This window comes from Geothrix fermentans DSM 14018, from assembly GCF_000428885.1.
Lineage (GTDB): Bacteria > Acidobacteriota > Holophagae > Holophagales > Holophagaceae > Geothrix > Geothrix fermentans.
The window spans coordinates 96,631-118,136 of the sequence record NZ_AUAU01000012.1 but is presented as its reverse complement, the minus strand read 5'-3'; the positions used below and the strand labels follow the sequence as shown (position 1 = coordinate 118,136).

Below are 21,506 nucleotides of genomic sequence, written 5' to 3'. Positions count from 1 at the left end.
TCCAACCCAGACCGGCCCTCCTTCCTGAATCGGGCCAGCCATTTGTAGGCAGTCCGGACGCTGATCCCCGCCGCCTGGGCCGCTGCCTGGACGGTCATTCCCAGGCACCGGACACGCCGGATCAATAACGCTCGACTTCGTGGACAGGTCTTTGCTGAACTGTGGAGGTTCATCCGGGTTGCCTCTGCGAAAGCCGCTGTGTGGTAACAACAGCTTCCCAGCTCAACCCGGATGAACAACCTCCTTGGCAGTTACAACTAGTGCTTGATAAGTTCATGGAATCGACGTCATTGGATGCATCGATAGACTGATCGGATATCCATGAGATGACCCATGCCCGTGATCGGATGCAGCAAGGCCGACAAGGGGACGGCCGCGCCCCTGGCTGGCGAGACCGCCCGGACCAGGATCCTCCTGGTGGATGACGACGACATCGTCCGGGAATCCGTGGGTTCCATGCTCGATTTCCTGGGCTTCGAGCCGGTGCTGGCCGCCACCGGGGAGGAGGCCCTGGCCCTCCTGGGCGAGGGGCTCAGGCCATCCTTGGCGATCCTGGACATGGACATGCCGGGGCTGGGCGGCGCCGGGACCTTGCCCCGCCTCCGCGACCTCTGCCCGGACCTTCCGGTGCTGATCGTGACCGGCCGCGTCACCGAGCTGGTCCACCATCTGATCCGGCAGTTTCCCGGGGTGAGCCTGCTGCCGAAACCCTTCAACCTCGCTGGCCTGCGGGACCGCCTTCCCTGACCGCGCTGGGTGGCCGGGGTCTTCACCCCCGTGCAAGGCGGGGCCGGGCGCCCGGTTCCGGCGCCAGCAGCTCCAGGAAGGCGGCCTCCGTGTCCCGGGCCAGGCGGTCCACGCCGAAGCGCGCGCAGATGCGCTCCCGGGCCGCCGCGGCGCGCCGGGCGCGGGCCTTCGGGTCCGCGCGGAGCAGGCTCAGCGCCTCGGCGGCGAGGCGCGCCTCGTCTCCGGGTGGGACCACGCGGCCCGTGTCGCCCACCAGGGCTGCGGCATCGCCCACGTCCGTCACCACACAGGGCACGCCGCAGGCCATGGCCTCGCCCACCACGTTGGGGCAGCCCTCGTCCGCGGAGGCCAGCGCCAGCAGGGAAAGGGCGTTGTAGGCCGCGGGCATGCGGTCGGTTCCGCCCACCCAGTGGAGGCGGTCCTCCAGGCCCAGGGAGGCCGCGAGGGCGCGCAGGGAGGCCACGTAGTCCCGGGCGCCGTCCCCGACGCAGGCGAAGTGGGCCTCGGGGATCTCCGCGGCGATCCGGGCGGCGGCGCGGAGGAAGGTGGCATGGCCCTTCACGGGGACGATGCGGCCCACCAGGCCCACGAGGGGAACATCTCCGGGGATGCCCCAGGCCCTCCTCTGGGCGCGGCCGGCCTCGGGATCCGGGGCGAAGCGGCCCGTGTCGAACCCATTGGGGATGACCAGGCGGCGGGGCGAGCGCAGGCCCATGGCCTCGTAGCTCCGGCGGCCGGCCTCGCTGTTGAAGATGGCCAGGTGGGTGAGGGCCGAGAGCCGCATCATCCAGGGGGCGAAGCGGCGGTCGAAGGCGTCCATGGTGGCGCGGTCGGCGCTGGTCCGGCGGATCCCCCACACCACCTTCGCGCCCGCCGCGCGGCCCGCCAGGGCGAGGTAGGCGCCTCCCATGAACCCGTAGAGCACGTCGGGCCGGTGCCTCCTGAGCAGGGCCAGGAAGCGGGGGAGGGCCAGGGCGTAGCCCTTTAGGCCGGCAGGTTTGCGGAGGCTGTGGAGGTGGACGGCCGGGAGGGCCTCGAGGTCCGCCCAGAGGGCCCGCGCCTCGCCGCGCCGGGATTCGTAGACCTCCACCAGGTGCACCTCGAAGGCCTCCGGGTCCAGGTGCCGCACGAGCTCGCACATCTGCCGCTCGGCGCCGCCGACCCCCAGGGCCGGGATGATGAGGAAGGCCACGGGCTTCCGGGCTTCCCTCACCGGAGCCGCCACCGGGAGGCCAACTCCACCAGGGGCAGCAGGAGGGTGTACAGGCCCCCCAGGAGGCGGCCCCTGAGGCTCCGGACCTGGAATCCGTTGTACTCCATGACCTGGACACCCCGGAACTCGAGCTTGAAGTGGTTGATGCGGAGCTTGGCCTCGTCCGTCTGACCGAGGTAGAAGCCGCCGAAGTCGTAGGTGGCCACGCCCAGCGCCTTGAGGGTGCGGAGGTCCTCCCAGTGCAGGTGGCGGTTGGCCCGTCCCACCCGGTTCTGGAACTGGGGATCCTCGCTGTCCCGGAAGCGCGAGAGCGAGTAGAACAGCCGGGCCCGCCGGTGGACCACGAGGTAGACATGCCAGACCAGGGTCTCGCCTTCCTCCGCATCGGCCTGCCCGATGTAGAGCATGCCCGCGGACCGGAACTGCCGGAGCCGCTGGAGGTTCATGGGGCCGAGGCCCTTCGTCTGCGCAAACTCCCGGTAGCGCTCCGCGAGGTCCGCCAGGTAGGCGTCGGTGATCTCGGGGCCGGCCAGCAGGCGGCAGCGGGTGCCGTCCTTCGTCTGGCTGCGGCGGATCTTGTAGCGGGCGTTCTTCTCGATGGCCTGGAAGAGCTCCTCCTCCGGCTGCGAGAGGTCCAGGAGGAGGGTGGCCTGGCCGACGGGGCGCACCAGGCCCTCCGGCGAGGGCAGCTGCCGGTAGAGCACCGCGTCCAGGCCCGCGGGCGCCTGGATCCGCTGGAAGTAGGCCTCCCCGAGGGTGAAGGGGCCATACTTCATGGCGATCATCGGCGGTTCCCCCTGCTCCGGAGCGCCCAGGGCTTCATCGGGGCCGGCGGGTCCCGGTGGACTGGGGATCGGCGGCATGGGCGGACCTTTCAGGCGGGAAGATACCGGTAAATTATATCATGCATTATGATGTCATCCATGATTAATCCAAGTGACACCCAGCCTCGAACAGCCACATGCCGGGGGGTGGTGTGAAGGTCTGCTTCTTCATCTGGGGGTTGCGGGCCGCGGGGGCCGAGCGGGTGCTGACCCTCCTCGCCAACACCTGGGCCGCCAAGGGGTGGGAGATCGTCGTGCTCACCATGGAGCGGCCGGACCAGAAGCCCTTCTATCCCCTGGCTCCCTCCGTGGCGGTCCGCCCCCTGGACCTGCTGCGCGACAGCGCGGGCCTCCTCTCGGGGATCCTCAACAACGTCCGCCGCGTGCGGACGATCCGGCGGGCCATCGCGGAGGCCGCGCCGGACGTGGTCGTCTCCTTCATCGACGGGGGGAACATCCTGGCGGTCCTCGCCACGCGCGGCCTCGGCATCCCCGTGGTCATCTCCGAGCGCACGGATCCCTCCCGCCGCTCCCTGGGGCCCGTCTGGGGCCTGCTGCGGGACCTCACCTACCCCCTGGCCAGCGTGGCCGTCTTCCAGTCCCAGGCGGTCCTGGCCTGGTTCCCCCCCAAGGTCCGCGCCAGGGGCCGGGTGATCCCCAACCCCGTGCCGGCGCCGCCGCCTCCGGGGCCGCGGAGCGGCGGGGGGGCCCGGCGCGTGGTGGCCTTGGGGCGCCTCCACCCCGTCAAGGGCTTCGACCTCCTCCTGCCGGCCTTCCAGGCGGCCCTCGCGGAAGCGCCCGGCTGGACCCTGGACATCTGGGGCGACGGTCCCGAGCAGGCGTCCCTGGTCCGGCTGGCGGGAGAGCTGGGCCTGGGGGAGGCGGTGCGCTTCCGGGGCCTCACGGGCGATCCCTACCAGGTGCTCCGCGGCGCGGACCTCTACGTCCTGTCCTCCCGGGCCGAGGGCTTCCCCAACGCCCTGGTGGAGGCCATGGCCTGCGGCCTTCCGGTGGTCAGCACGGACTTCGGGGGCGCGGCCCGGGACATCATCCAGGACGGCGTCAACGGGCTGCTGGTGCCCGCCGAGGATCCGCAGGCCATGGCGGCGGCCCTGGCCCGCCTGATGAGCGACCCGGAGGCGCGGCGGCGCCTGGGCGCGAAGGCGGCGGAGGTGGTCCAGCGCTACTCGACCGAGCGCGTGGTGGCCCTGTGGGAGGAGGCCGTGGCGGCCGCCAGAGCTTAGGGTCTGTTTTCAAATTCCGCAACGCCGCGCTGGGCGGGCAGCCGAGCGAGGCAAGGACGGCGACGAAGGCCTTGGTGGGCCCAAGGTCGAGGAGCCTGACGCCGCATCGCGATGGCTGCCCACCCAGCCCTTCGGGACGGGGCCATCCGGGCGCCCCGCGGCGTCAAGGCCCTTGAACGATGAACCACATCGCCCTGCGGGCCCTTCCTTGCGGTGCATCCCGGATGGCCTTCGTCGCGGTGCCGTGGAATTTGAAAACAGACCCTAGAGGGCCACCGGCGCCACGGCGTACTTCCCCTTGGCGTCGCGGCTGACGGTGCCGGCGGGGAACTCGGGGTCGTGCTCGAAGACGCAGACCGTATCCGTGCCGGTGACCTCGTCCAGGAGCTTCTGCCGCTCGTTCACGCACGTGACCACGTCCAGGTCGTAGCCCATGCACCAGGCGGGCTGGATGTGGCGGGCCGTGGGGATGAGGTCCGCCAGGTAGACCAGGCGCTTCCCGCCGCCCTCCACGATGACGTTCTGGAGGCCTTCGATGTGGCCCGGCGCGGGGCGCACGGAGATGCCGGGCAGGATCTCCGCGATGCCGTCCACGGTCTCCAGCAGACCCGCGGCCTCCAGGGGCTCCCAGTTCTGGGGCAGGTAGCTGGCCTTCACGCGCAGGTGGGGGTGCCTGGCGTCGGCGAGATCCTTGGCTTGCACCACGTAGCGGGCGTTGGGGAAGCTGGGCACGGGCTTGCCGTCGGCGCCCAGGCGCGTGCTGCCACCCGCATGGTCGAAGTGCAGGTGGGTGAGGATGCAGAGGGTGATGTCCCCGGGCTTCACGCCGTGCTTCGCGAGGTTGGCGTCCAGCACGCCCCGGCCCTCGAACTTGAAGCGGGCCATGAAGTCATCGGTCTCCTTGTCGCCGTTGCCGTTGTCCACGAGGATGACGTGCTGCTTCCCGCCCGCCTCGCCGCGGATCAGCAGGCAGTTGGTGGCCATGAGGATCTGGTTCTCCTCGTCGGCAGGGTAGAGCTTGTTCCACACGACTTTGGGCACCGTGCCGAACATGGCGCCGCCATCCAGCCGGAAGGTGCCGCCGCTGACGATCTGGACATCCCAGGGACCGAATTGCATGGAGACCTCGGAGGGGAAGTATTCACCACGGAGACACGGAGGTCACTGAGAAAAGCACACGGAGGAATACGGTCTGCCGTCTTCTCAGTGATTCCTCTGTGCCCTCCGTGTCTCCGTGGTGGATTGGTTAGAAGGCCAGCACCTTGCGCGCGGCGGCCAGCACCTTGTCGGCGTTGGGGAGGATGGCGCGCTCGAGGATGCGGTTGAAGCCCACGGGCGTGAACTCGGAGCCCACGCGCTCCACGGGGGCGTCCAGCCAGACGAAGCACTCGCTGGCGCAGATGGCCGCCAGCTCGCCACCGAAGCCGCCGAAGACCTTGTCCTCGTGGGCGATGAGCACGCGGTGGGTCTTCTTCACGGACTTGATGATGGCGCCGGTATCCAGGGGGCTGAGGCTGCGGAGGTCGATCACCTCGGCGGACTTGCCCTCCTTCTCCAGCTTGGCGGCGGCTTCCAGGGCGAAGTGCACCGGCGTGCCGTAGGCGAGGATGGTGAGGTCCGTGCCCTCGCGGCGGACGCGGGCCTTGCCGAAGGGCACGGCGAAGTCCGGCGGCACCACGGCCTGGGCCATCTTCGCGTTGTAGAGGAACTTCGGCTCGAGGTAGAGGGTGGTGCCGCGGCTGCGCAGCGCGGTGCGCAGCAGGCCCGCGGCGTCATCCGCGAAGGCGGGCACCACCACGCGGATGCCGGGCAGGGTGGTGAGCCAGCCCTCGACGTTCTGCGAGTGGTAGAGGCCGCCGCCGATGTAGCCGCCGGAAGCCAGGCGGATGGTGACATTGGGCGCGAACTGGCCGTTGCTGCGCCAGTAGTCGTGGCTGCACTCCACGATCTGCTCGGCGGCGGGCCAGATGTAGTCGGCGAACTCGGCACCCTCGACCACGACGCGGATCTTGTCGTCCAGCCGGGAGAAGCCGTTGGCGGTGCCGACGATGAAGTCCTCGGCGATGGGAGCGTTGAACACCCGCTTCTCGCCGAACTCCTGCTGCATCCCCTTCGACACGTTGAAGATGCCGCCCTTCTCCTTGTTGGCCATGTCCTGGCCCCAGATGAAGGTGTCGGGGTTCGCGCGGAACTCTTCCTTGAGGGTCTGGTTGAGGGCGGTGATCACGCTGACGGGCGTGCCTTCGGCGTGGTGGGTGCCGTCCGGGAACTGGGCGGAGACCCAGCCCTCGGGGATGACAAAGTCGTGGATGGTGGCGGGATCTGGGTTCGGCGCGGCCATGGCCTGGTCGTGGGCCGCCAGGTAGTGGGCCTGGTTCGCCGCCTCGATGCCCGTGAGCTCCTCTTCGGTCAGGCCGTGGGCCAGACAATAGGCGCGGAAGCGGGGCAGGGGATCCTTGGCCTTGGCCTCGGCCCGCTCGGCGTCGTCCCGGTAGAGCTCGTGGCGGTCGGAGTTGGAGTGGCTGCCGATGCGCACGCACATGGCGTAGACCATGGCCGGGCCCTGGCCCGTGCGGATGTAGGCGACGGCCTCCGCCACGGCACGCATGGAATCCAGGAGGTCCAGCCCGTCGCACTTGATGATCTTCAGGTTGGAGTAGCCGCTGAAGTTGTCGCAGATGTAGTCGTTCGCGCTCTGGTCGTGCTTGGGCACGGAGATGCCGTAGCCGTTGTCCTGGACGACGAAGACCACGGGCAGCTGCTCACGGTCGGCACCGTTGATGCTCTCGGAGCAGTAGCCCTCGGACAGGGATGACTCGCCCTGGCTGCAGAACACGATGGCGTCCCGCTGGTAGTACTTCACCGCGCGCGCCAAGCCCACGGCGTGCTGGGTGTGGTTGCCCGTGAGGCTGGACACGTTCTGGATGCCGATGGACGGCTTCGCGAAGTGGTTGCTCATGTGGCGCCCGCCGCTGGCGACGTCCGTGGCCTTGGAGATGCCGTTGAGCAGGATCTCCTCGGCGCTGAGACCCGCGGCGAGGCAGGTCATCATGTCGCGGTAGTAGGGGAAGAGGAAGTCCTGGCCGGCGCGGAAGGCCAGGCCCGCGGCCAGCTGGATGCCGTCGTGGCCGGCGCAAGGCGCGTGGTAGGACCAGCCGATGGCCTGTTTGAGGTAGTTCGGGGCCTTGCTGTCCAGCAGCCGTCCGAGGTGCATCAGTTCATACCAGTGGCGCAGCTCGTCGCGGCTGGGGGCGGCATCGCCCTCCAGCGGATTCCAGGCCGCTTTTACCAGGGTCGGAGTGTCCAACATCCACCTCCACGAGGCCGGGTTCCCACCGGCTGTGCCAGAGCCTTCCATCTTCCCATGGACCTGCCGGACGGGCCAGCGGGCAGGCTGCGGGTCAGCCCTGCCGGCGGCTCCAGAACAGGGCCAGGCCCTCGCGATTGGCCTCGGTGAAGGCTTTGGCGGCGCGCGTCAAAGCCGACTTCAAGGTCATGTCGTCCTCGCCCGGAAACCACAGCGTGGCGCCGGTGGGATGTTCGCCGAGGATCCCGCGAAGCCGCGCCAACAGGACTTCCGCGCCTTCCTCGCTGGTGTGCGGCATGATCAGCAGGTACTGGTCCGTCGACAACTCGATGAGGAGATCCTCGCCGCGCAGGTGGGAGGCCGCCGCGGCCAGCCGGCCGCGGGTACCCGTGACCATGGACTGAGACCAGAGGGCCAGGGCGATGGGCTCCTTGCGGCGCCGGGCCATGAACAGCGAGGCCCGGAGCCAGATGTCCAGGTAGCGCCGGTTGGGCAGGCCCGAGCGGGCGCTCTGGAGGGCGCTGTCCTCCACGATGGCGCCGCTGAGTTCCAGGGCCTCCAGGGCGCCATGGAGCTCCTGCTTCATGCTCTCGGATTCCATGGTGCGGGCCATGAGCTGGCCCATGGCGCGGATCAGTTCCGTCTCGCCGCGATCGAAGGCCTTTGGGGCGCGATGCTGCACGCAGAGCGTCCCGACCACGTTCTCGCCTTCCTTGAGGGCGACGCCCGAGTAGGCCCGGATGCCCAGCTCCAGGTAGCCGGCGCTCTTCCGCCAGCGGGCCTCCAGGGCGGCATCCCGGATGGTGAGGGGACGGTCCGGATGGGCCATGACCCAGGGGCAGAACCCCTTCTCCGGCGCCTCGAACACCCCGGCCATGTCGGCGCCGTCGGCCACGGCCCACCAGAAGACCTCGTAGCCCAGCCCCGAAACCCGGGTGAGCATGGCGCGGTCCACGCCCAGGCGGTCCACCAGCAGGGCCAGGCCATGCTCGAAGAGCCGCACCGGGTCCGTCCGGCTGGCGTTGAGCAGATCCGCCAGCGCGGCGAGGTGGTTTCCCTTGGCGCTGCGTCGCTTGACGGCCTTTCCAGGGCTCACTCGTGTCTCCAGAAGGTACCCTTAGGGTGCCGGACTTTTCCCAGGACGCAAGAGCCGAGATGGGGCGCTCCTACCAGCTCACGACGCGGATGCTGGGGCTGATCTCCTCTTGGAGCAATCCCTCGATGTAGCGCAGGGTGCCGCTGGTGGAGGAGGGGCAGGAGCCGCAGGCGCCGTGGTAGCTGATCTGGAGGGTCTGGCCGTCGAAGGAGATGACCTCCAGGCCGCCGCCGTCCCCGGCCAGGCCGGGCCGGATGCGGCTGTCCAGCAGGTGGTTGATGCGCTCCAGGGTGGCGTCCGCGTCGCCGCCGGGCGTCAGGGTCCCGTCGCCGGTGTCGGTCTCCGGCAGCTTCAGGTCCTCGATGGACTCGCAGATGGGGTCGATGAGGTCGCTCCAGTCCGCTGCCGGCTCCTTGTTCACCGTCACGAACCGGTCCATGTAGAACACGGAGGTGACCTTGCCGAGGGCGAAGAGGGCCGAGCCCAGGGGATCGCCCACCGCGGCGCCGAAGTCCTTGAAGGACCGGGAGCCGGCCTTCAGGATGGCCGGATGCACCAGGAACTTGAGGGCATCGGGGTTGGGGGTGGGCTCGATGTTGATGACCTTGGGCATGGAAGGCTCCCAGGAAAGTTTACCAAATTCGTCAGGATTTGCGAGGGCCCATACTTGGATCCGGAGATCCCATGACACGGACGAAGGCCCTCCTGAGCTGGTCCAGCGGCAAGGACGCCGCCTGGGCGCTGCACACGCTCCGGCAGGCCGGGGAGGTGGAGGTGGTGGGCCTCCTCACCACCACCAATGAGGCGTTCGAGCGGGTGGCGATGCATGGAGTGCGGGAGGCGCTTCTGGAGGCCCAGGCCGAGGCGGCGGGGCTCCCCCTCTGGAAGGTACCCCTCCCCTGGCCCTGTCCCAACGAAGCCTACGAGGCCCTCATGGCCCAGGCCTGCGCCCGGGCCGTGGCGGAGGGCATCGGGGCCATGGCCTTCGGCGACCTCTTCCTGGAGGACGTGCGGGACTACCGCATCCAGAAGCTGGCGGGCACGGGCCTGACCCCCCTTTTCCCCATCTGGGACCCGGACACGGCGGCCCTCGCCCGGCGCATGGCGGCGGCGGGCCTGAAGGCCACCCTGACCTGCGTGGATCCCCGGGCCCTGGACGCCTCCTTCGCCGGCCGGGAGTTCGACGCGGCGCTCCTGGCGGACCTGCCGGCCGCCGTGGATCCCTGCGGGGAGCGGGGCGAGTTCCACACCTTCGCCTGGGACGGCCCCATGTTCGACCACCCCGTGCCCGTGCGGCGGGGCGAGGTGGTGGCGCGCGACGGCTTCGTCTTCGCGGACCTGGTGCCCGCATGAGCCCCCAGGCCACAGGCGCCAGCCTGATGGACCCCGGCAAGCCGCTGATCCTCGTGACCGGCGCCACGGGCTACATCGGCGGGCGGCTGGTGCCCCGCCTCCTGGCCGCCGGCCGCCGGGTGCGCTGCATGGCCCGCAACCCCGACCGTCTCGCCGGGCGGAACTGGCCCGGCGTGGAGGCGGTGAAGGGGGACGTGGGCGATCCGGCCTCCCTGGCCGCGGCCCTGGCGGGCGTGTCGCAGGCCTACTACCTGGTCCACGCCATGGCCGAGGACCGGCCGGACTTCCGCGACCGGGACCTGGGCCACGCCCTGGTCTTCGCGGCGGCCTGCGCCAAGGCGGGCGTGCAGCGCATCATCTACCTGGGCGGGCTGGGGGACCCCAAGGGCCACCGGAGCGATCACCTCGCCAGCCGCCAGGAGGTGGGCGCGGCCCTGGCGTCCACCGGCGTGCCGGTGCTGGAGTTCCGGGCCGCGGTCATCGTGGGCAGCGGCAGCGCCAGCTTCGAGATGATCCGCCACCTGACGGAGCGCCTGCCGGTCATGATCACCCCCCGCTGGGTGAACACCCGCTGCCAGCCCATCGGGGTGCGCAACGTGCTGGGCTACCTCACGGAGGCCCTGGAGCACCCGGACGTCTCGGGCATCTTCGAGATCGGGGGCCGCGACGTCCTCAACTACCGGCAGATGATGCTGGGCTATGCCGAGGCCCGGGGCCTCCGCCGCTTCATCATCCCCATGCGCGTGCCGCTGCCCATCCTGTCGGCCCTGTGGGTGGACATGGTCACGCCCATCCCCCTGGTGCTGGCCAAGCCCCTGATCGAAGGCATGACCACGGAGGTGGTGGTGCGCGATTCCCGCGCCCTGGAGGTCTTCCGGGTGCGGCCCATGGCCTACAGGGAAGCCCTGGCCCTGGCCCTCCAGCGCCTGGACGAGGACGCCGTGGAGACCACCTGGGCCACGAGCCTCTCGCGGGAACAGGAGGAGGCGGTCCTCGGCTCCCACGAGGGCATGTTCCTGGAGCGCCACCACCGCCACGTCAAAGCCCCGCCCCGCGCCGTGTTCGAGACCTTCTGCGCCCTGGGCGGCGAGAACGGCTGGCCCGCCGGGAACTGGCTGTGGCAGATCCGGGGCCTGCTGGACCGGGTCTTCCGCGGCATGGGCATGCGCCGGGGGCGGCGGCATCCCCGGCAGCTCCGCGTGGGCGATCCCGTGGACTTCTGGCGGGTGGAGGCCCTGGAGGAGGACCGCCTCCTGCGGCTCCGCTCCGAGATGAAGCTGGACGGCAACGCCTGGCTTCAGTTCACGGTGCGCCCCGAGGGGGAGGGCTCGCGCCTGGAGCAGATGGCCTTCTTCGAGCCCCACGGCGTCCTCGGCCTGATCTACTGGTACGCGATGCTGCCGTTCCACCTCTTCGTGTTCCCCGGCATGATCCGGGCGCTCAAGAAGCGGGCCGAGGCGGCGAGTGAGGCCCCCTGATGGCTGCTCATCGGCCTGTCCCACCTCGAAAAGCCCACCACGAATGGCACGAATAGGCCCTCCGGGCCCAGGAAGCCCACGAATGGGCCCTGGCACAACCTGGGTCATCCCTTTGCGGGCGGCGGCCAGAACGGCCTCTCGGGGGCCGCTCGGGCCGCCGCCCGCAAAGCCGGTCGCAGCGCGCCCGGGGGCCGCAGGCCCGGATGAACCCCGCCGGCGCGTTGGGTTGTCTTCGTGCTCTTTCTTTTCTTCTCCTTTGTGTCATTCGTGGAGGTCTGGAAAAGGCTGTGCCAAGCCGAGCAAGGTCAATTATCGGGAACCCATATGACAATCGAACCAGGATGGTGATCATGTACGACGCGCAACGAGACGCCTGCCTGGCTGCGGCCCAGGCCGGGGGGAAGGTCCTCCTGGGCCACTTCCGGCGGCTGGACCCGGCCACCATCACCGAGAAGACCAAGAACGATGTGGTGAGCATCGCGGACCGCGAGGCCGAGGCCGCCATCCGCGCCGAGCTGGACTTCCGCTTCCCCCAGTACGGCTTCCTGGGCGAGGAGGGCGGCGCCTCGGGCGACGTCGAGCGGCGGTGGATCGTCGACCCGCTGGACGGCACCCTGAACTTCGTCCAGGGCTTCCCCCACTGGTGCGTCTCTGTGGCCCTGTGGGACGCCGATGGGGCGGTGGTGGGTTGCATACTGGATCCCCTTCGGAACGACACCTTCCTGGCAGTGCGCGGCAAGGGTGCCACCTGGAACGGCCAGCCCATGCGCGTGTCGCAGCAGCCGGGCCTGGACGGCGCCTTCCTGGCCACGGGCTTCGCCTTCCAGCTGGGCGAGCGCTGGCCCATGTTCAACGCCGCCCTGGGCCGCGTCTTCCCCCGCGCCAAGGGCATCCGCCGCGCCGGCAGCGCCGCCCTGGACCTGGCCCACGTGGCCTGCGGCATCTTCGACGGCTACTTCGAGCTGGGCCTCAAGCCCTGGGACATCGCCGCCGGCGCCCTGCTGGTGCAGGAGTCCGGTGGGGTGATCACCGACTGGGAGGGCGGCCAGGGCTGGTTCGAGAGCGGGAACCTGGTGGTGGGGACGCCTAGCGTGGCACGGGATCTTCTGGGAAGTTTGAAGGGCTGAAAAGAAAAAAATCACCACGAAGACAGGAAGACCACGAAGAAAAGCGGGTTCTTCTTCGTGGTTTGATTTTCCGCTACCTGATTATCGGCGAGCCTCAGCCAGAAAAGCGGAACGCAGAGGGCGCAGAGACCGCCCTTCGGGCGCACGGAGAGCGCGGAGGGGGCTCGACCCACCATGCGTGGGCCCGCCGAAGGCGGCCTCCGGCGTTGCCGGAGGTCATGGGGGGCGCCAGGGCCGCGCACCCCAAAAAGGGCGCGACCCTGTCGCCCCCCATGGAGCCCACGCTTGCGAAGCTGCACCCCCAAATCAGCCGCAGCCCCGTTTTCAATCTGTGCAAATCTGTGGACCCGAGGCCGTTTCTCCGTCATCTCCGGCTCCAGCCTTTCATCTTGCGAACATGGGGCTGAGCTTGGCCGATAAGCAGGTTCCGCTAATTCACGCGCCTGGCGCTGAGCACGACGACGAGGCCGCGATCCTTCACCACAGAGGTACCCACGACCACTTTTTCACCTTCTTTAAGGCTCAACTCTGTTGCGATGGCAGCGAGGGTCTGTTTTTCAGAACCATTTCCTTCCCGGAGGCTCAACCGGAAGGATTTCATCCGGATGATGGCCGGCCCATTCTCTTGGGCTTCTAGCGCGATACCGTGGTAGATGCCGCATTCCACGGACATTCGGGTAGCGTCCTTGCTGTGTTCTGGGCCCAGTGCGGCAGGATCAATGGCTCCCGTAATTTGAATACTCTCTCCTGATGAGGAATCGGATCGGGGCCGGGCTCGCTGGACGAAGTCCGCACCAAGGGTATAGCTGCGGTAGGTGAGCGTGCCTTTCAAAGTCTTGATGACATCCTTGAGCCCCTCGGTAATTCCAATGTCTGGGCCCGGATTCCTCGACGCGAACAACACGTCCAGATGCAGTTCCACATCCGGAGTCGGTTGATTGGCTGCTGGCACATCCAGCCGCTTGATGGCTTCCTCGATGATGGCGAGGTTTTCGGGAAAGTCCCTGACGGCGAGCGAATTGAGACCATTCTCGTTGGCCCACTTCATCGTTGCCCCATTGGCGCCACTACCGAGTGCGGAGAGGCTTCGCAGCATCTGAAGAGAATCGCGGTAACGGAGCACAAACAACCTGCTCTTCATCGCCCGCAGGACCGCAAGATCCGGCTCGGCCTCCTTGGCTTGGGGGGGAGTTGCCACCTGCTGCGCAAACGCTTGGAAGGACGTAGCCAACAGGGCGGCGAGTACGAGAGAAGTTACGGGTTTCATGGAGCCTCCAGTGGGGTTGGATTCATTTCGGGAAGGGGCTTGGCTTGCGCCAGCCAGATGATGCGGATGTTCGGATTGGCGGTCTGGAACTCGATGCGTGCCGGGCCTTCGATGGGAGAAGAAACAGGTTCCTCGGGCCTGCGGAGAGGCGCTTTCAGCGGAGCGACCCGCGCCAGGTCCTGGCGGGCCATGGGGGGGGTAACAACCGGCGCCGTTTGAGTGGCAGATCCTGCTGGAAGGGCGGAGGGCACTCCCAGGGGTGGCAAAGATACCGTGGCGTGTTCCTGCCGCCAGATCAGGGTGGCGATGAGTAGCGATGCCACACAGGCGGCCAGCAGGGTAGGGCGGATGGCGGCGAGGCGGTGAACGGGCTTGGCTGCCGCTTCTGTGCGGATCTGGGCCATGACGGCGTGGCGCAGGTGCTCGTGGTCGATGGGGACGAATGGCGGCTGCATGGCCTCCCGCAGCCAAACCTGGCTGGTCCGCAGACGCTCCGCGACGGCATGGCAGGCAGGGCATTTCGCGAGGTGGTGTTCGACCGCGGCGAGGTCCGCGGCGCTCAGATCGCCTTCCACCCAGAGGGGAAGCTGGTCGAGGACATGAAGCGTCATGGACGTCCTCCATCGGTAGGTTTTAACAGGCGGGAGCAGAAGGCCTGCACTTTGGCCCGGGCCGAGGCGACCTGGGAGCGAATGGTGACGGGACGGACCCCCAGGATGCGGGCCACCTCCTCCGTGGAGTGGCCCTCCAGATCCCGCAGCACCAGGGCCGTGCGCTCGGCCAAGGGAAGGGTTGCCAGCGCCTGTCGGACCAGGGCGCGGCGTTGGTGGAGCAGAACGGCCTCTTCGGCGGCCATGGGGGCGGCATCGCCCTCAAGGCCGTCCAGGACTTCAGCGGGTGCAGGCAGGGGGCCGCGCTTCCGGGCGAGGTCGTAGCAGACGTTCACGGCGATGCGGACCATCCAGGCCTCGAAGCGCTCGCCCAGCCGGAAGGAATTCAGAGACCGGAACACCCGTAAGTAGGTCTCCTGGGCAGCATCCTCGGCCAGGTGCCGATCGCCGAGAATCCGCCAAGCCAGGGCCAGGATCCGCCCCTCGGTACGCGCCAGCAGGTCACCGAAGGCTTCCACGTCGCCAGCCCGGATACGGCAGATCAGCGGCTCCAACGGATCGTCTGCCGATGCTTCCGGAAGAGAGGTCAGCCCCTCATCCATCAGCGCGGCCTCGGTTCCATGGAACACGACACAATTCCTCCTTCACCTATCCATACCGGCAGGGCAGGCGAAGTGTTGATCCGAAATTCAGTAATGAGAACGGAATTCAAGAAGCGGCGGAAAACTGAGGTGCGGAGGAAAGCAGAGGAAAAGAGCAGGTCTTTCTCCGCTTTCCTCTGCTCTTCCGTTTTCCTCCGTTTATCTGATTCTTTTCGTCTGACGAAAGGCTACGCCTCGCCCTTGGCTCGTCGGCTGTAGACGACGACGTAGAGGCACAGGGCCACCAGCGCCGCGAGCCCCAGCCACTCGCCCAGGGCGCCTTCGGCCTGGTGGGTGGTGAGGAGGGGGAAGCCCTCGGTCCACTTGAGCTTCACGAAGCTGGCGACCACGCCCATGATGGCACCGCCGGCCATGAGGCCGCTGGCGATGAGGACGCCGCGGTTTTCCCGGGCCTTGGCGTCGGCTTCGGTCGTCCCGGCTTTGGGCCGGTTCACCAGATGAGCCAGGATGCCGCCCAGGAAGAGGGGCGTGTTCAGCTCGATGGGCAGGTACATGCCGAGCGCGAAGCCCAGGGCGGGCAGCTCCACCATGCGCAGCACGATGGAGAGCATGATGCCGAGGCCGAAGGCGTACCAGCGCAGGGGCATGGACACGGTGCCGAAGATGCCCTCGAGGATGGCCTTCATGGCGCTGGCCTGGGGCGCGGGAATCGAGCTGCCCAGGGCCATGGTGCCGTCCAGGTTCACCTGCTTCGCCATGAGCCACATGGCGATGCCCGTGAAGAGGGCGGCCACGAAGGTGCCCACGAACTTCCAGCCGATCTGCCGGGCCGGCGTGGCGCCGATCCAGTGGCCGATCTTGAGGTCGGTGCTGAAGGCGCCGGAGGCCGCCAGGGCCGTGCAGACGATGCCGCCCACCATCATGGTGAGGAACATGCCGTAGCCGCCGGTGAAGTTCAGCTTGAGCATCAGCACGCCGGTGATGACGAGGGTCAGCATGGTCATGCCGCTGATGGGGTTGGTGCCGATGGTGGCGATGGCGCGGGCCGCCACGGGGGCGAAGAAGAAGGAGATGACCATCACCACGAGGGTGGCGATGAGCGCCGGCAACAGGGCCTGCTTGATGCCCAGGCCGAAGCTGAGGAAGGCCATCGTGCCCACCATGCTGGTGACAAGGCCCACGGCGATCATGGAGCCCGCCAGGCTGCGCTCCGTGCGGATGGCCACCTTGGGGGATTCGGCGGCGGCGTCGCGGTTCATGAGGGCCTTCATGTTGCTGATGATGCTGCGGATCATGTTGGGCATGGAGGCCAGCACGCCCATGACGCCCGCGCCCGCGATGGCGCCCACGCCGATGATGCGCACGTAGGCGAAGAAGACCTGCTCCGGCGTCATGTCGGCGATGAGCTTGGCGCCCGGCGGGACGATCACCGGCACATGCTGGCCGATGGCGTGGAAGAGGGGCACCAGCACGAACATGCTGAAGAAGGATCCGGCGGCGATCACGGCGGAATAGCGCAGGCCGATGATGTAGCCGATGCCCAGCGTGGCCGCGCTGTTCAGGAAGTTGAAGGACATGAACTTCTCGCGCAGCGCCCGGCCCACGTAGACGTGTTCCAGGCGGAGGTACTCGCCCATGCCGCGGAAGATCGAGGTGATGCCGTCATACAGGGCGCCGATGCCCGCGGCGATGGCCAGCTCCTTGGCCTGGTTGCCCGCCTTCTCACCCGTCACGAGGATCTCGGCCGTGGCCGTCGCCTCAGGCCAGGGGAAGATGCCGTGGTTCTCCACCATGAAGTGGTGGCGCAGGGGGATCAGGAACAGGATGCCGATGCAGCCGCCCAGGAAGCTCACCAGCACCACCTGCCACAGCGTGGGCGTGGGCACGCCGCTGCCGGGCGTCTGGGCCAGGATGTAGAGGGCGGGGATGGTGAAGGCCGCGCCGCTCACCACGTGGCTGCTGTTGGCGCCGATGCTCTGGACGATGACGTTCTCCAGGATCGTGTTCTTGCGCGGGAAGAAGCGCGAGAGGCCCACGGCCAGGATGGCGATGGGGATGGCCGCCTCGATGCCCTGGCCCAGCTTCAGGGCCAGGTAGGCCGCCGCCATGCTGAAGATGGCGCAGAAGATGAGGCCCATGGTGATGGCCCGCGGCGTGGTTTCCGGCACGCCGTCCTGGGGCACCAGGGGCACGTAGGCTTCGCCGGGGTTCAGCGGCCGCCGCGCATTCGCGGGCAGACCCTTGATCTCCTGGGGTGCGGCATCGTGGGACATCAGGCGCTCCTAGAGGCTAAAGACAACGGATCACCACCAAGACACCAAGACACCAAGAACTGCATGGGAATGATCCTTTTTTGGGCTTTTCTTGGTGTCTTGGTGTCTTGGTGGTGAGATTTCAGGACGGATAGGACTCAAGCACGGAGGCCACCACGCGGCGCGACAGGCCGTGGTAGCCGGGGCTGGCGGCGGCGAAGATCTCCCGGGCCAGGGCGCGGGTGCGGGCCTGCTGGCCCAGGGCGCCGTAGAGGGGGCGCAGGTACTTCATGCGGCCCACGCGCACCAGCACCTCTCGGATGCGGGAGAAGGCCGGCTCGTAGTCCGCGGCGGCGGCCAGGGTGAGCCACTCCACCAGGATCTCGTGGTTGCCGCGGCCCATGAGCTTGAAGTGCCCGTCCAGCCAGGCGCAGTCGGCCTGGGAGAGCTGCCGGGGCAGCTTCTGGAGGTAGACCAGCAGCTCGGCCGGCGTCCAGCCGGCGATCTGTGCCTCGGTGGGCCGCCGGCCCTTACCCCAGCCCTCCGCCAGGGCCGTGAGGCCGTCCAGCTGGGCGCTGTGGAAGGCGGGCGCGGTGGCGGGCATCCCCGGCTCGTCCAGGTAGGCCTTGGCGTTCACGGCCTTTAGTGCGCCAGGCAGCTTCTCCTCCACGAAGGCGCAGAACTGCTCGGTGGTGATGGAGGTGAAGCGGAAGGCGTCCATGTACTCGTGGAGGAAGCGGCCGAAGGCGGCCTCTCCCACGTGCTGCTCCAGGGCCGCCACGAGGCGCGCGCCCTTCTCGTAGGGGATGCTGGAGAAGGCGTCGTCGGGGTCGATGCCCTCCAGGTGCAGGCGCAGCACCGTGAGGTGGGGTTCCTTTCTGAAGCGCTCGAGGCTGTCCTCCAGGGCCTTCTGGCCCATGGCCCAGCCCAGGGCGGCGGCATCGTCGCCGTGGAGGGTACGCAGGATCTTGCGCTCGGCCCACACCGTGAAGCCCTCGTTCAGCCAGAAGTGCTCCATGCTGGCGTTGGTGACGAGGTTGCCGGTCCAGCTGTGGGCCAGTTCGTGGGCCACCACGTCCACCAGGCTGCGGTCCCCCGCCAGCAGAGTGGGCGTGAGGAAGGTCATGCGGGGGTTCTCCATCCCGCCGTAGGGGAAGGAGGGCGGCAGCACCAGCATGTCGTAGCGGTCCCAGGGGTAGGAGCCGAAGAGGCCCTCGGCCTTGAGGATCATCTCCTCCACGCCCGCGAACTCCCAGGCGGCGGAGGCCACGGTCTCCGGCTCGGCCCAGACGCGGCTGCGGGGGCTCAGGTCCCGGGATTCCAGGCGCCCCACGGCCAGGGCCAGCAGGTAGCTGGGGATGGGCTGGGGCATGGCGAAGCGGAAGGTGCGGCGGCCGTCGCCGGTGGCCTGGTCCCCATCCGGGCCCGCGGACATCACGGCGGTGAGGCCCTCGGGAACCGTGACCTCCGCCTGATAGGCGATGCGGGCCAGGGGCGTGTCCTGGCAGGGCACCATGGTGCGCGCGTGGATCTGCTGGCACTGGCTGAAGAGGTAGGGTGCCACCTTGCCCTCGGTCTGCGCCGGATCCAGCCACTGGAGGGCCATGGCGTCCGGGGCGGTGCGGTAGCGGATGGCGACTTCCCGCGTGCCCGCGGGCGCGGTCACCCGCAGGCGGCTGCCGAGGATGGGATCCGCCTCGCCCAGCTCCCAGGGGATGGAGCCCTGGCCGGGCACCTGGACGGTCTGGATCTCCAGACCCTTGGTGTCCAGGTCCAGGACGCCCGACACCGCCTCGCCGAACTCCAGCATCACCTCGCCGTCGATGCGCTTGGCCGCGAAGTCCACGCCGAGCTTCAACCGCAGGCGCCTAGCCCGGGGCTGGGCGGAATCGTAGTACGAGTGCGGATCGGGGCGCTGCATGGGGACCTCGGGGAACCCGCCATCATCCCACGGGTGGCCGTTCTAGCCAGTCACAAGCGCCCTGCAAGGCGCAGGCCCCGCGATGCGGGGCCTGCGTAGGGAATGGCTGTCGCCATTCCTTCTTTTATCTTCCTGAAAACCGGAGGTTTTCAGCTCGGAGCTACTCTTCGTCCGGAGCCAATCCCTCCACCTTCTTCACCTTGATGACGTCACCGTGGTCCTTGACGATGCAGCGCAGCCAGTCCTCGGGGGCCTTGGGATGCGTGACCTCACCCTTCTCGTTGCGCACATTGCCATCCATGTACTTCCAAATGAGGAACTCGCCCAGCTTCTTCCAGCGGCCCATGAGCTCGTCGGTCTGCCTGGCGGCGTACTTGGTGAGGTACTCCCGGGCGGCGCCGGGGTCCTGCTTGTAGAGGCCCAGGGCGGTCTGGTCCACCTCGGCCTGGTCGGCCAGGAAGCGTCCCTCGAACTCGCGCTGCACCTTCTGGACATCCACGATCATGTCGCTCCAGCGGGTGTAGGTGTAGTTCGAGACGAAATTGAAGGTCCAGAAGGCGCTGTCCCAGCTGAAAGAGTCGAAGTTGCCCGTGCCGATGGCGAAGGCCTTCGGGGGCTCCTTGATGCCGCAGGAGATGGGGACGTAGACGGTGGTGAAGGTGTCGTCCACGCCGAACCAGAGCACCCCGCCCACGGGATCGGGCATCCAGCCGCGGGCCTGGCTCACGAAGGAGAAGCCGGTCTGCTGGGTGCTGATGGCGCGCTCGTGGATGTAGTCCTGGCCGTCGATCTTGAAGCCCATGGGCCGCCAGCGGTAGGGCAGCTTGTAGGGGCCCGCGCCCACGTCCTTCGTCATGTCGAACTCAGTGCCTTCGTAGTGGTCGCGCATGAGCTGCATGGCATCGCGCACGTCCAGCTTCTGATCGGGCTTGATGAAGAGGGGCATGGGCTTGGCGCCCTTCTCCGCCTTCACGTAGTCGATGGGGATGTTCAGGCTGGGGGCGGCGCGGCGGAACAGGCTCCACACGCGGGCCTCGCAGGCGCGCAGGGCGCCGAAGGTGAGGGGCGCGTAGGTGTCGGCGAAGCTGAAGTCCTTGTCCGCGCCCTTGAACCAGCCCTTCTCGCGGGCGAAGGGGATGAGGTCCTTGCTGAAGAGCGCGGTCTTGGGATCGTTCTGGGGGAACTGGCGGATGCGGGCCTGGTTGGCGTGGGCGCTGATGGTGCCGTCAGGCAGCTTGTAGGCCACCCAGAGGGCGCCCTTCTGGCCCTTGCCCTTGCCGATCATCTCGAGGATCCAGACCTCGTTGGGATCGGCGATGGAAAAGCTCTCGCCCTCGGAGGCGTAGCCGTAGGTCTCGGCGATGGAGGTCATCACCTCAATGGCCTCGCGGGCGGTCTTCGCGCGCTCCAGGCCGATGTAGATGAGGCTGCCGTAGTCCACGATGCCGCTGGGCACGTGCAGCTCCTTCCGGCCGCCGAAGGTGGTCTCGGCGATGGTGAGTTGGTGCTCGTTCATGTTGCCGACGCGGGTGTAGGTGACGGGCGCCTCGGGGATCTTCCCCAGGAGCTTGCCCGTGTCGAAGGTGGTCCCGCTGTCCCACTCGCGGATGTCGCGCATCTCGCCCGGCAGGTGGCGCCCGCCGCGTTTGAAGTAGAGCTCGCCGTAGAGCGTGTGGCTGTCGGCGGCGTAGGTGATCATGGTCGAGCCGTCCTTGCTCGCGCCCTTGGTCACGAGCAGGTTGGTGCAGGCGTCCAGGGCCGCGCTGACGGTCAGGAGCGTGGCGAGGACGGCGAGGGGGCGAAGGCGCATGGAACTCCTTGAACGGGATGGTGAAGGTCAGAAGCGGAGGCTGGTGCCCACGGACAGGAAGTCGCGCGTGGACCCGTAGTCGGGCTGGTGGTGCCAGAACGAGGAGAGGTCCCCGTGGACGTATCGGAGTTCCAGGGTGGCGTGGGTGTTGAAACGCCAGCCGGCGCCGGCCGAGAAGGTCATGCTCCACTCGGTGTCCGTCACTGTCCCCGTGCCGGGGGCCACGGCCCGGCGGGTCTCGTTCCAAAGTGTGCCGCCCACCCCGAGGATGAAGAAGGCGCCGCTCCGGCTGTGGTTCTCAAGGTGCGGCATCCACTCGTAGGCCACGGTGTAGGCCTCCATCCGGCTGCGGGCGTTCGCGGCGGCCGTGACCCAGGTCGTGCCATTCCAGAAGACGTTGGTGCCGAAGGGCACGGGGCCCGAGTCGTCCATCCGCAGGTAGTCGATGCGCAGGCGCTGGAGATGCCGGCCCTCGCGGTTGAAGTGGATCTGGATTCCCGCTTGGAAGCCGGGATCGAAGTACGACCCCCAGTCCCCCGTGGGCTTGATGGCGGACAGGCCGATCCCGAACCGGTTTCCGTCCGGGCTTTCCTGGGCCGCGAGGGACAGGGTGGCGAACAGGAGGGTGAGGGCGCGTCTGGACATGGGAGGAGG

General features: G+C 68.3%; 19 protein-coding genes. 5 read left to right on the top strand and 14 right to left on the bottom strand.

Annotated features, from left to right (window positions below):
- The coding region (locus G398_RS20220; protein WP_157492299.1) for a leucine zipper domain-containing protein at window positions 1-173 on the bottom strand (173 nt) is incomplete at its 3' end.
- Between the two features lie 160 nt (window positions 174-333).
- On the opposite strand from G398_RS20220, the gene G398_RS16630 reads away from it, so the two are divergent.
- Window positions 334-747 carry a response regulator gene (locus G398_RS16630; protein ID WP_026852934.1) on the top strand — a complete coding sequence of 138 codons (414 nt, stop codon included), beginning with the start codon at window positions 334-336 and terminating at the stop codon, window positions 745-747.
- Window positions 748-769: 22 nt separating this feature from the next.
- Here G398_RS16630 and G398_RS16625 read toward each other — a convergent pair whose 3' ends face one another.
- Together G398_RS16625 and G398_RS0106065 are read right to left on the bottom strand one after the other, a co-directional pair.
- Window positions 770-1,960, bottom strand: a complete 1,191-nt coding sequence (locus tag G398_RS16625) for a glycosyltransferase (protein ID WP_157492298.1) — start codon at window positions 1,958-1,960, stop codon at window positions 770-772.
- A complete protein-coding gene (locus tag G398_RS0106065) occupies window positions 1,957-2,745 on the bottom strand; it encodes a hypothetical protein (RefSeq protein ID WP_026852933.1) in 789 nt (262 codons plus the stop codon). The genes G398_RS16625 and G398_RS0106065 overlap by 4 nt, the downstream gene beginning before the upstream one ends.
- A gap of 176 nt (window positions 2,746-2,921) precedes the next feature.
- Here G398_RS0106065 and G398_RS0106060 point away from each other — a divergent pair, with 176 nt between their 5' ends.
- Window positions 2,922-4,028 carry a glycosyltransferase family 4 protein gene (locus tag G398_RS0106060; RefSeq protein ID WP_084512078.1) on the top strand — a complete coding sequence of 369 codons (1,107 nt, stop codon included), beginning with the start codon at window positions 2,922-2,924 and terminating at the stop codon, window positions 4,026-4,028.
- Window positions 4,029-4,292: 264 nt separating this feature from the next.
- Here the strand turns inward: G398_RS0106060 and G398_RS16620 are convergent, their stop codons facing one another.
- The 4 genes from G398_RS16620 to G398_RS0106040 all read right to left on the bottom strand — a co-directional run bounded on the left by G398_RS16620 (window position 4,293) and on the right by G398_RS0106040 (window position 9,044).
- Window positions 4,293-5,147 (bottom strand): MBL fold metallo-hydrolase, encoded by an 855-nt coding sequence (locus tag G398_RS16620; RefSeq protein WP_043483870.1) that lies wholly within the window; start codon window positions 5,145-5,147, stop codon window positions 4,293-4,295.
- 127 nt (window positions 5,148-5,274) lie between these two features.
- Entirely contained in the window at window positions 5,275-7,242 is a 1,968-nt protein-coding gene (locus G398_RS0106050) for an alpha-ketoacid dehydrogenase subunit alpha/beta (RefSeq protein WP_342669697.1), read from the bottom strand.
- A gap of 187 nt (window positions 7,243-7,429) precedes the next feature.
- A complete protein-coding gene (locus tag G398_RS0106045; protein ID WP_026852930.1) occupies window positions 7,430-8,431 on the bottom strand; it encodes a sensor domain-containing diguanylate cyclase in 1,002 nt (333 codons plus the stop codon).
- 70 nt (window positions 8,432-8,501) lie between these two features.
- The gene (locus tag G398_RS0106040) at window positions 8,502-9,044 is read right to left on the bottom strand and encodes a NifU family protein (protein ID WP_026852929.1); all 543 of its coding nucleotides are present in this window, start codon (window positions 9,042-9,044) and stop codon (window positions 8,502-8,504) included.
- Between the two features lie 71 nt (window positions 9,045-9,115).
- Between G398_RS0106040 and G398_RS0106035 the strand changes: the two genes are divergently transcribed.
- From G398_RS0106035 to G398_RS0106025, 3 genes are all read left to right on the top strand, one after another.
- A complete protein-coding gene (locus G398_RS0106035; protein ID WP_026852928.1) occupies window positions 9,116-9,784 on the top strand; it encodes a Dph6-related ATP pyrophosphatase in 669 nt (222 codons plus the stop codon).
- Window positions 9,781-11,262 carry an SDR family oxidoreductase gene (locus G398_RS0106030; RefSeq protein ID WP_211229051.1) on the top strand — a complete coding sequence of 494 codons (1,482 nt, stop codon included), beginning with the start codon at window positions 9,781-9,783 and terminating at the stop codon, window positions 11,260-11,262. The genes G398_RS0106035 and G398_RS0106030 overlap by 4 nt, the downstream gene beginning before the upstream one ends.
- A gap of 350 nt (window positions 11,263-11,612) precedes the next feature.
- Entirely contained in the window at window positions 11,613-12,389 is a 777-nt protein-coding gene (locus G398_RS0106025; RefSeq protein ID WP_026852926.1) for an inositol monophosphatase family protein, read from the top strand.
- A 430-nt stretch (window positions 12,390-12,819) separates the two neighbouring features.
- Here G398_RS0106025 and G398_RS21015 read toward each other — a convergent pair whose 3' ends face one another.
- The 7 genes from G398_RS21015 to G398_RS0105990 form a co-directional block, all read right to left on the bottom strand.
- A complete protein-coding gene (locus tag G398_RS21015; protein WP_026852925.1) occupies window positions 12,820-13,656 on the bottom strand; it encodes a secretin N-terminal domain-containing protein in 837 nt (278 codons plus the stop codon).
- Window positions 13,653-14,267, bottom strand: a complete 615-nt coding sequence (locus G398_RS21010; RefSeq protein WP_026852924.1) for an anti-sigma factor family protein — start codon at window positions 14,265-14,267, stop codon at window positions 13,653-13,655. The genes G398_RS21015 and G398_RS21010 overlap by 4 nt, the downstream gene beginning before the upstream one ends.
- On the bottom strand, window positions 14,264-14,785 hold the full coding sequence (locus tag G398_RS16615) for an RNA polymerase sigma factor (RefSeq protein WP_169720621.1): 522 nt from the start codon (window positions 14,783-14,785) through the stop codon (window positions 14,264-14,266). Before G398_RS16615 ends, G398_RS21010 begins: the two co-directional genes overlap by 4 nt.
- A gap of 311 nt (window positions 14,786-15,096) precedes the next feature.
- Window positions 15,097-17,142 carry an OPT family oligopeptide transporter gene (locus tag G398_RS0106005; protein ID WP_026852923.1) on the bottom strand — a complete coding sequence of 682 codons (2,046 nt, stop codon included), beginning with the start codon at window positions 17,140-17,142 and terminating at the stop codon, window positions 15,097-15,099.
- A 121-nt stretch (window positions 17,143-17,263) separates the two neighbouring features.
- Entirely contained in the window at window positions 17,264-19,042 is a 1,779-nt protein-coding gene (locus tag G398_RS0106000; protein ID WP_026852922.1) for a M1 family metallopeptidase, read from the bottom strand.
- Between the two features lie 160 nt (window positions 19,043-19,202).
- On the bottom strand, window positions 19,203-20,852 hold the full coding sequence (locus G398_RS0105995) for a dipeptidase (RefSeq protein WP_026852921.1): 1,650 nt from the start codon (window positions 20,850-20,852) through the stop codon (window positions 19,203-19,205).
- A 27-nt stretch (window positions 20,853-20,879) separates the two neighbouring features.
- Window positions 20,880-21,497 (bottom strand): outer membrane beta-barrel protein, encoded by a 618-nt coding sequence (locus G398_RS0105990; RefSeq protein WP_026852920.1) that lies wholly within the window; start codon window positions 21,495-21,497, stop codon window positions 20,880-20,882.
- Window positions 21,498-21,506 lie beyond the last annotated feature (9 nt).

What these genes read in the sequence shown, in the direction of transcription:
- G398_RS16630 (WP_026852934.1), top strand. Translation starts at nt 334, where the DNA reads ATGCCCGTGATCGGATGCAGCAAGGCCGACAAGGGGACGGCCGCGCCC.
- G398_RS0106065 (WP_026852933.1), bottom strand. Translation starts at nt 2,745, where the DNA reads ATGATCGCCATGAAGTATGGCCCCTTCACCCTCGGGGAGGCCTACTTC.
- G398_RS0106060 (WP_084512078.1), top strand. Translation starts at nt 2,922, where the DNA reads ATGCCGGGGGGTGGTGTGAAGGTCTGCTTCTTCATCTGGGGGTTGCGG.
- G398_RS16620 (WP_043483870.1), bottom strand. Translation starts at nt 5,147, where the DNA reads ATGCAATTCGGTCCCTGGGATGTCCAGATCGTCAGCGGCGGCACCTTC.
- G398_RS0106050 (WP_342669697.1), bottom strand. Translation starts at nt 7,242, where the DNA reads ATGCACCTCGGACGGCTGCTGGACAGCAAGGCCCCGAACTACCTCAAA.
- G398_RS0106040 (WP_026852929.1), bottom strand. Translation starts at nt 9,044, where the DNA reads ATGCCCAAGGTCATCAACATCGAGCCCACCCCCAACCCCGATGCCCTC.
- G398_RS0106035 (WP_026852928.1), top strand. Translation starts at nt 9,116, where the DNA reads ATGACACGGACGAAGGCCCTCCTGAGCTGGTCCAGCGGCAAGGACGCC.
- G398_RS0106030 (WP_211229051.1), top strand. Translation starts at nt 9,781, where the DNA reads ATGAGCCCCCAGGCCACAGGCGCCAGCCTGATGGACCCCGGCAAGCCG.
- G398_RS0106025 (WP_026852926.1), top strand. Translation starts at nt 11,613, where the DNA reads ATGTACGACGCGCAACGAGACGCCTGCCTGGCTGCGGCCCAGGCCGGG.
- G398_RS21015 (WP_026852925.1), bottom strand. Translation starts at nt 13,656, where the DNA reads ATGAAACCCGTAACTTCTCTCGTACTCGCCGCCCTGTTGGCTACGTCC.
- G398_RS21010 (WP_026852924.1), bottom strand. Translation starts at nt 14,267, where the DNA reads ATGACGCTTCATGTCCTCGACCAGCTTCCCCTCTGGGTGGAAGGCGAT.
- G398_RS0106005 (WP_026852923.1), bottom strand. Translation starts at nt 17,142, where the DNA reads ATGTCCCACGATGCCGCACCCCAGGAGATCAAGGGTCTGCCCGCGAAT.
- G398_RS0106000 (WP_026852922.1), bottom strand. Translation starts at nt 19,042, where the DNA reads ATGCAGCGCCCCGATCCGCACTCGTACTACGATTCCGCCCAGCCCCGG.
- G398_RS0105995 (WP_026852921.1), bottom strand. Translation starts at nt 20,852, where the DNA reads ATGCGCCTTCGCCCCCTCGCCGTCCTCGCCACGCTCCTGACCGTCAGC.
- G398_RS0105990 (WP_026852920.1), bottom strand. Translation starts at nt 21,497, where the DNA reads ATGTCCAGACGCGCCCTCACCCTCCTGTTCGCCACCCTGTCCCTCGCG.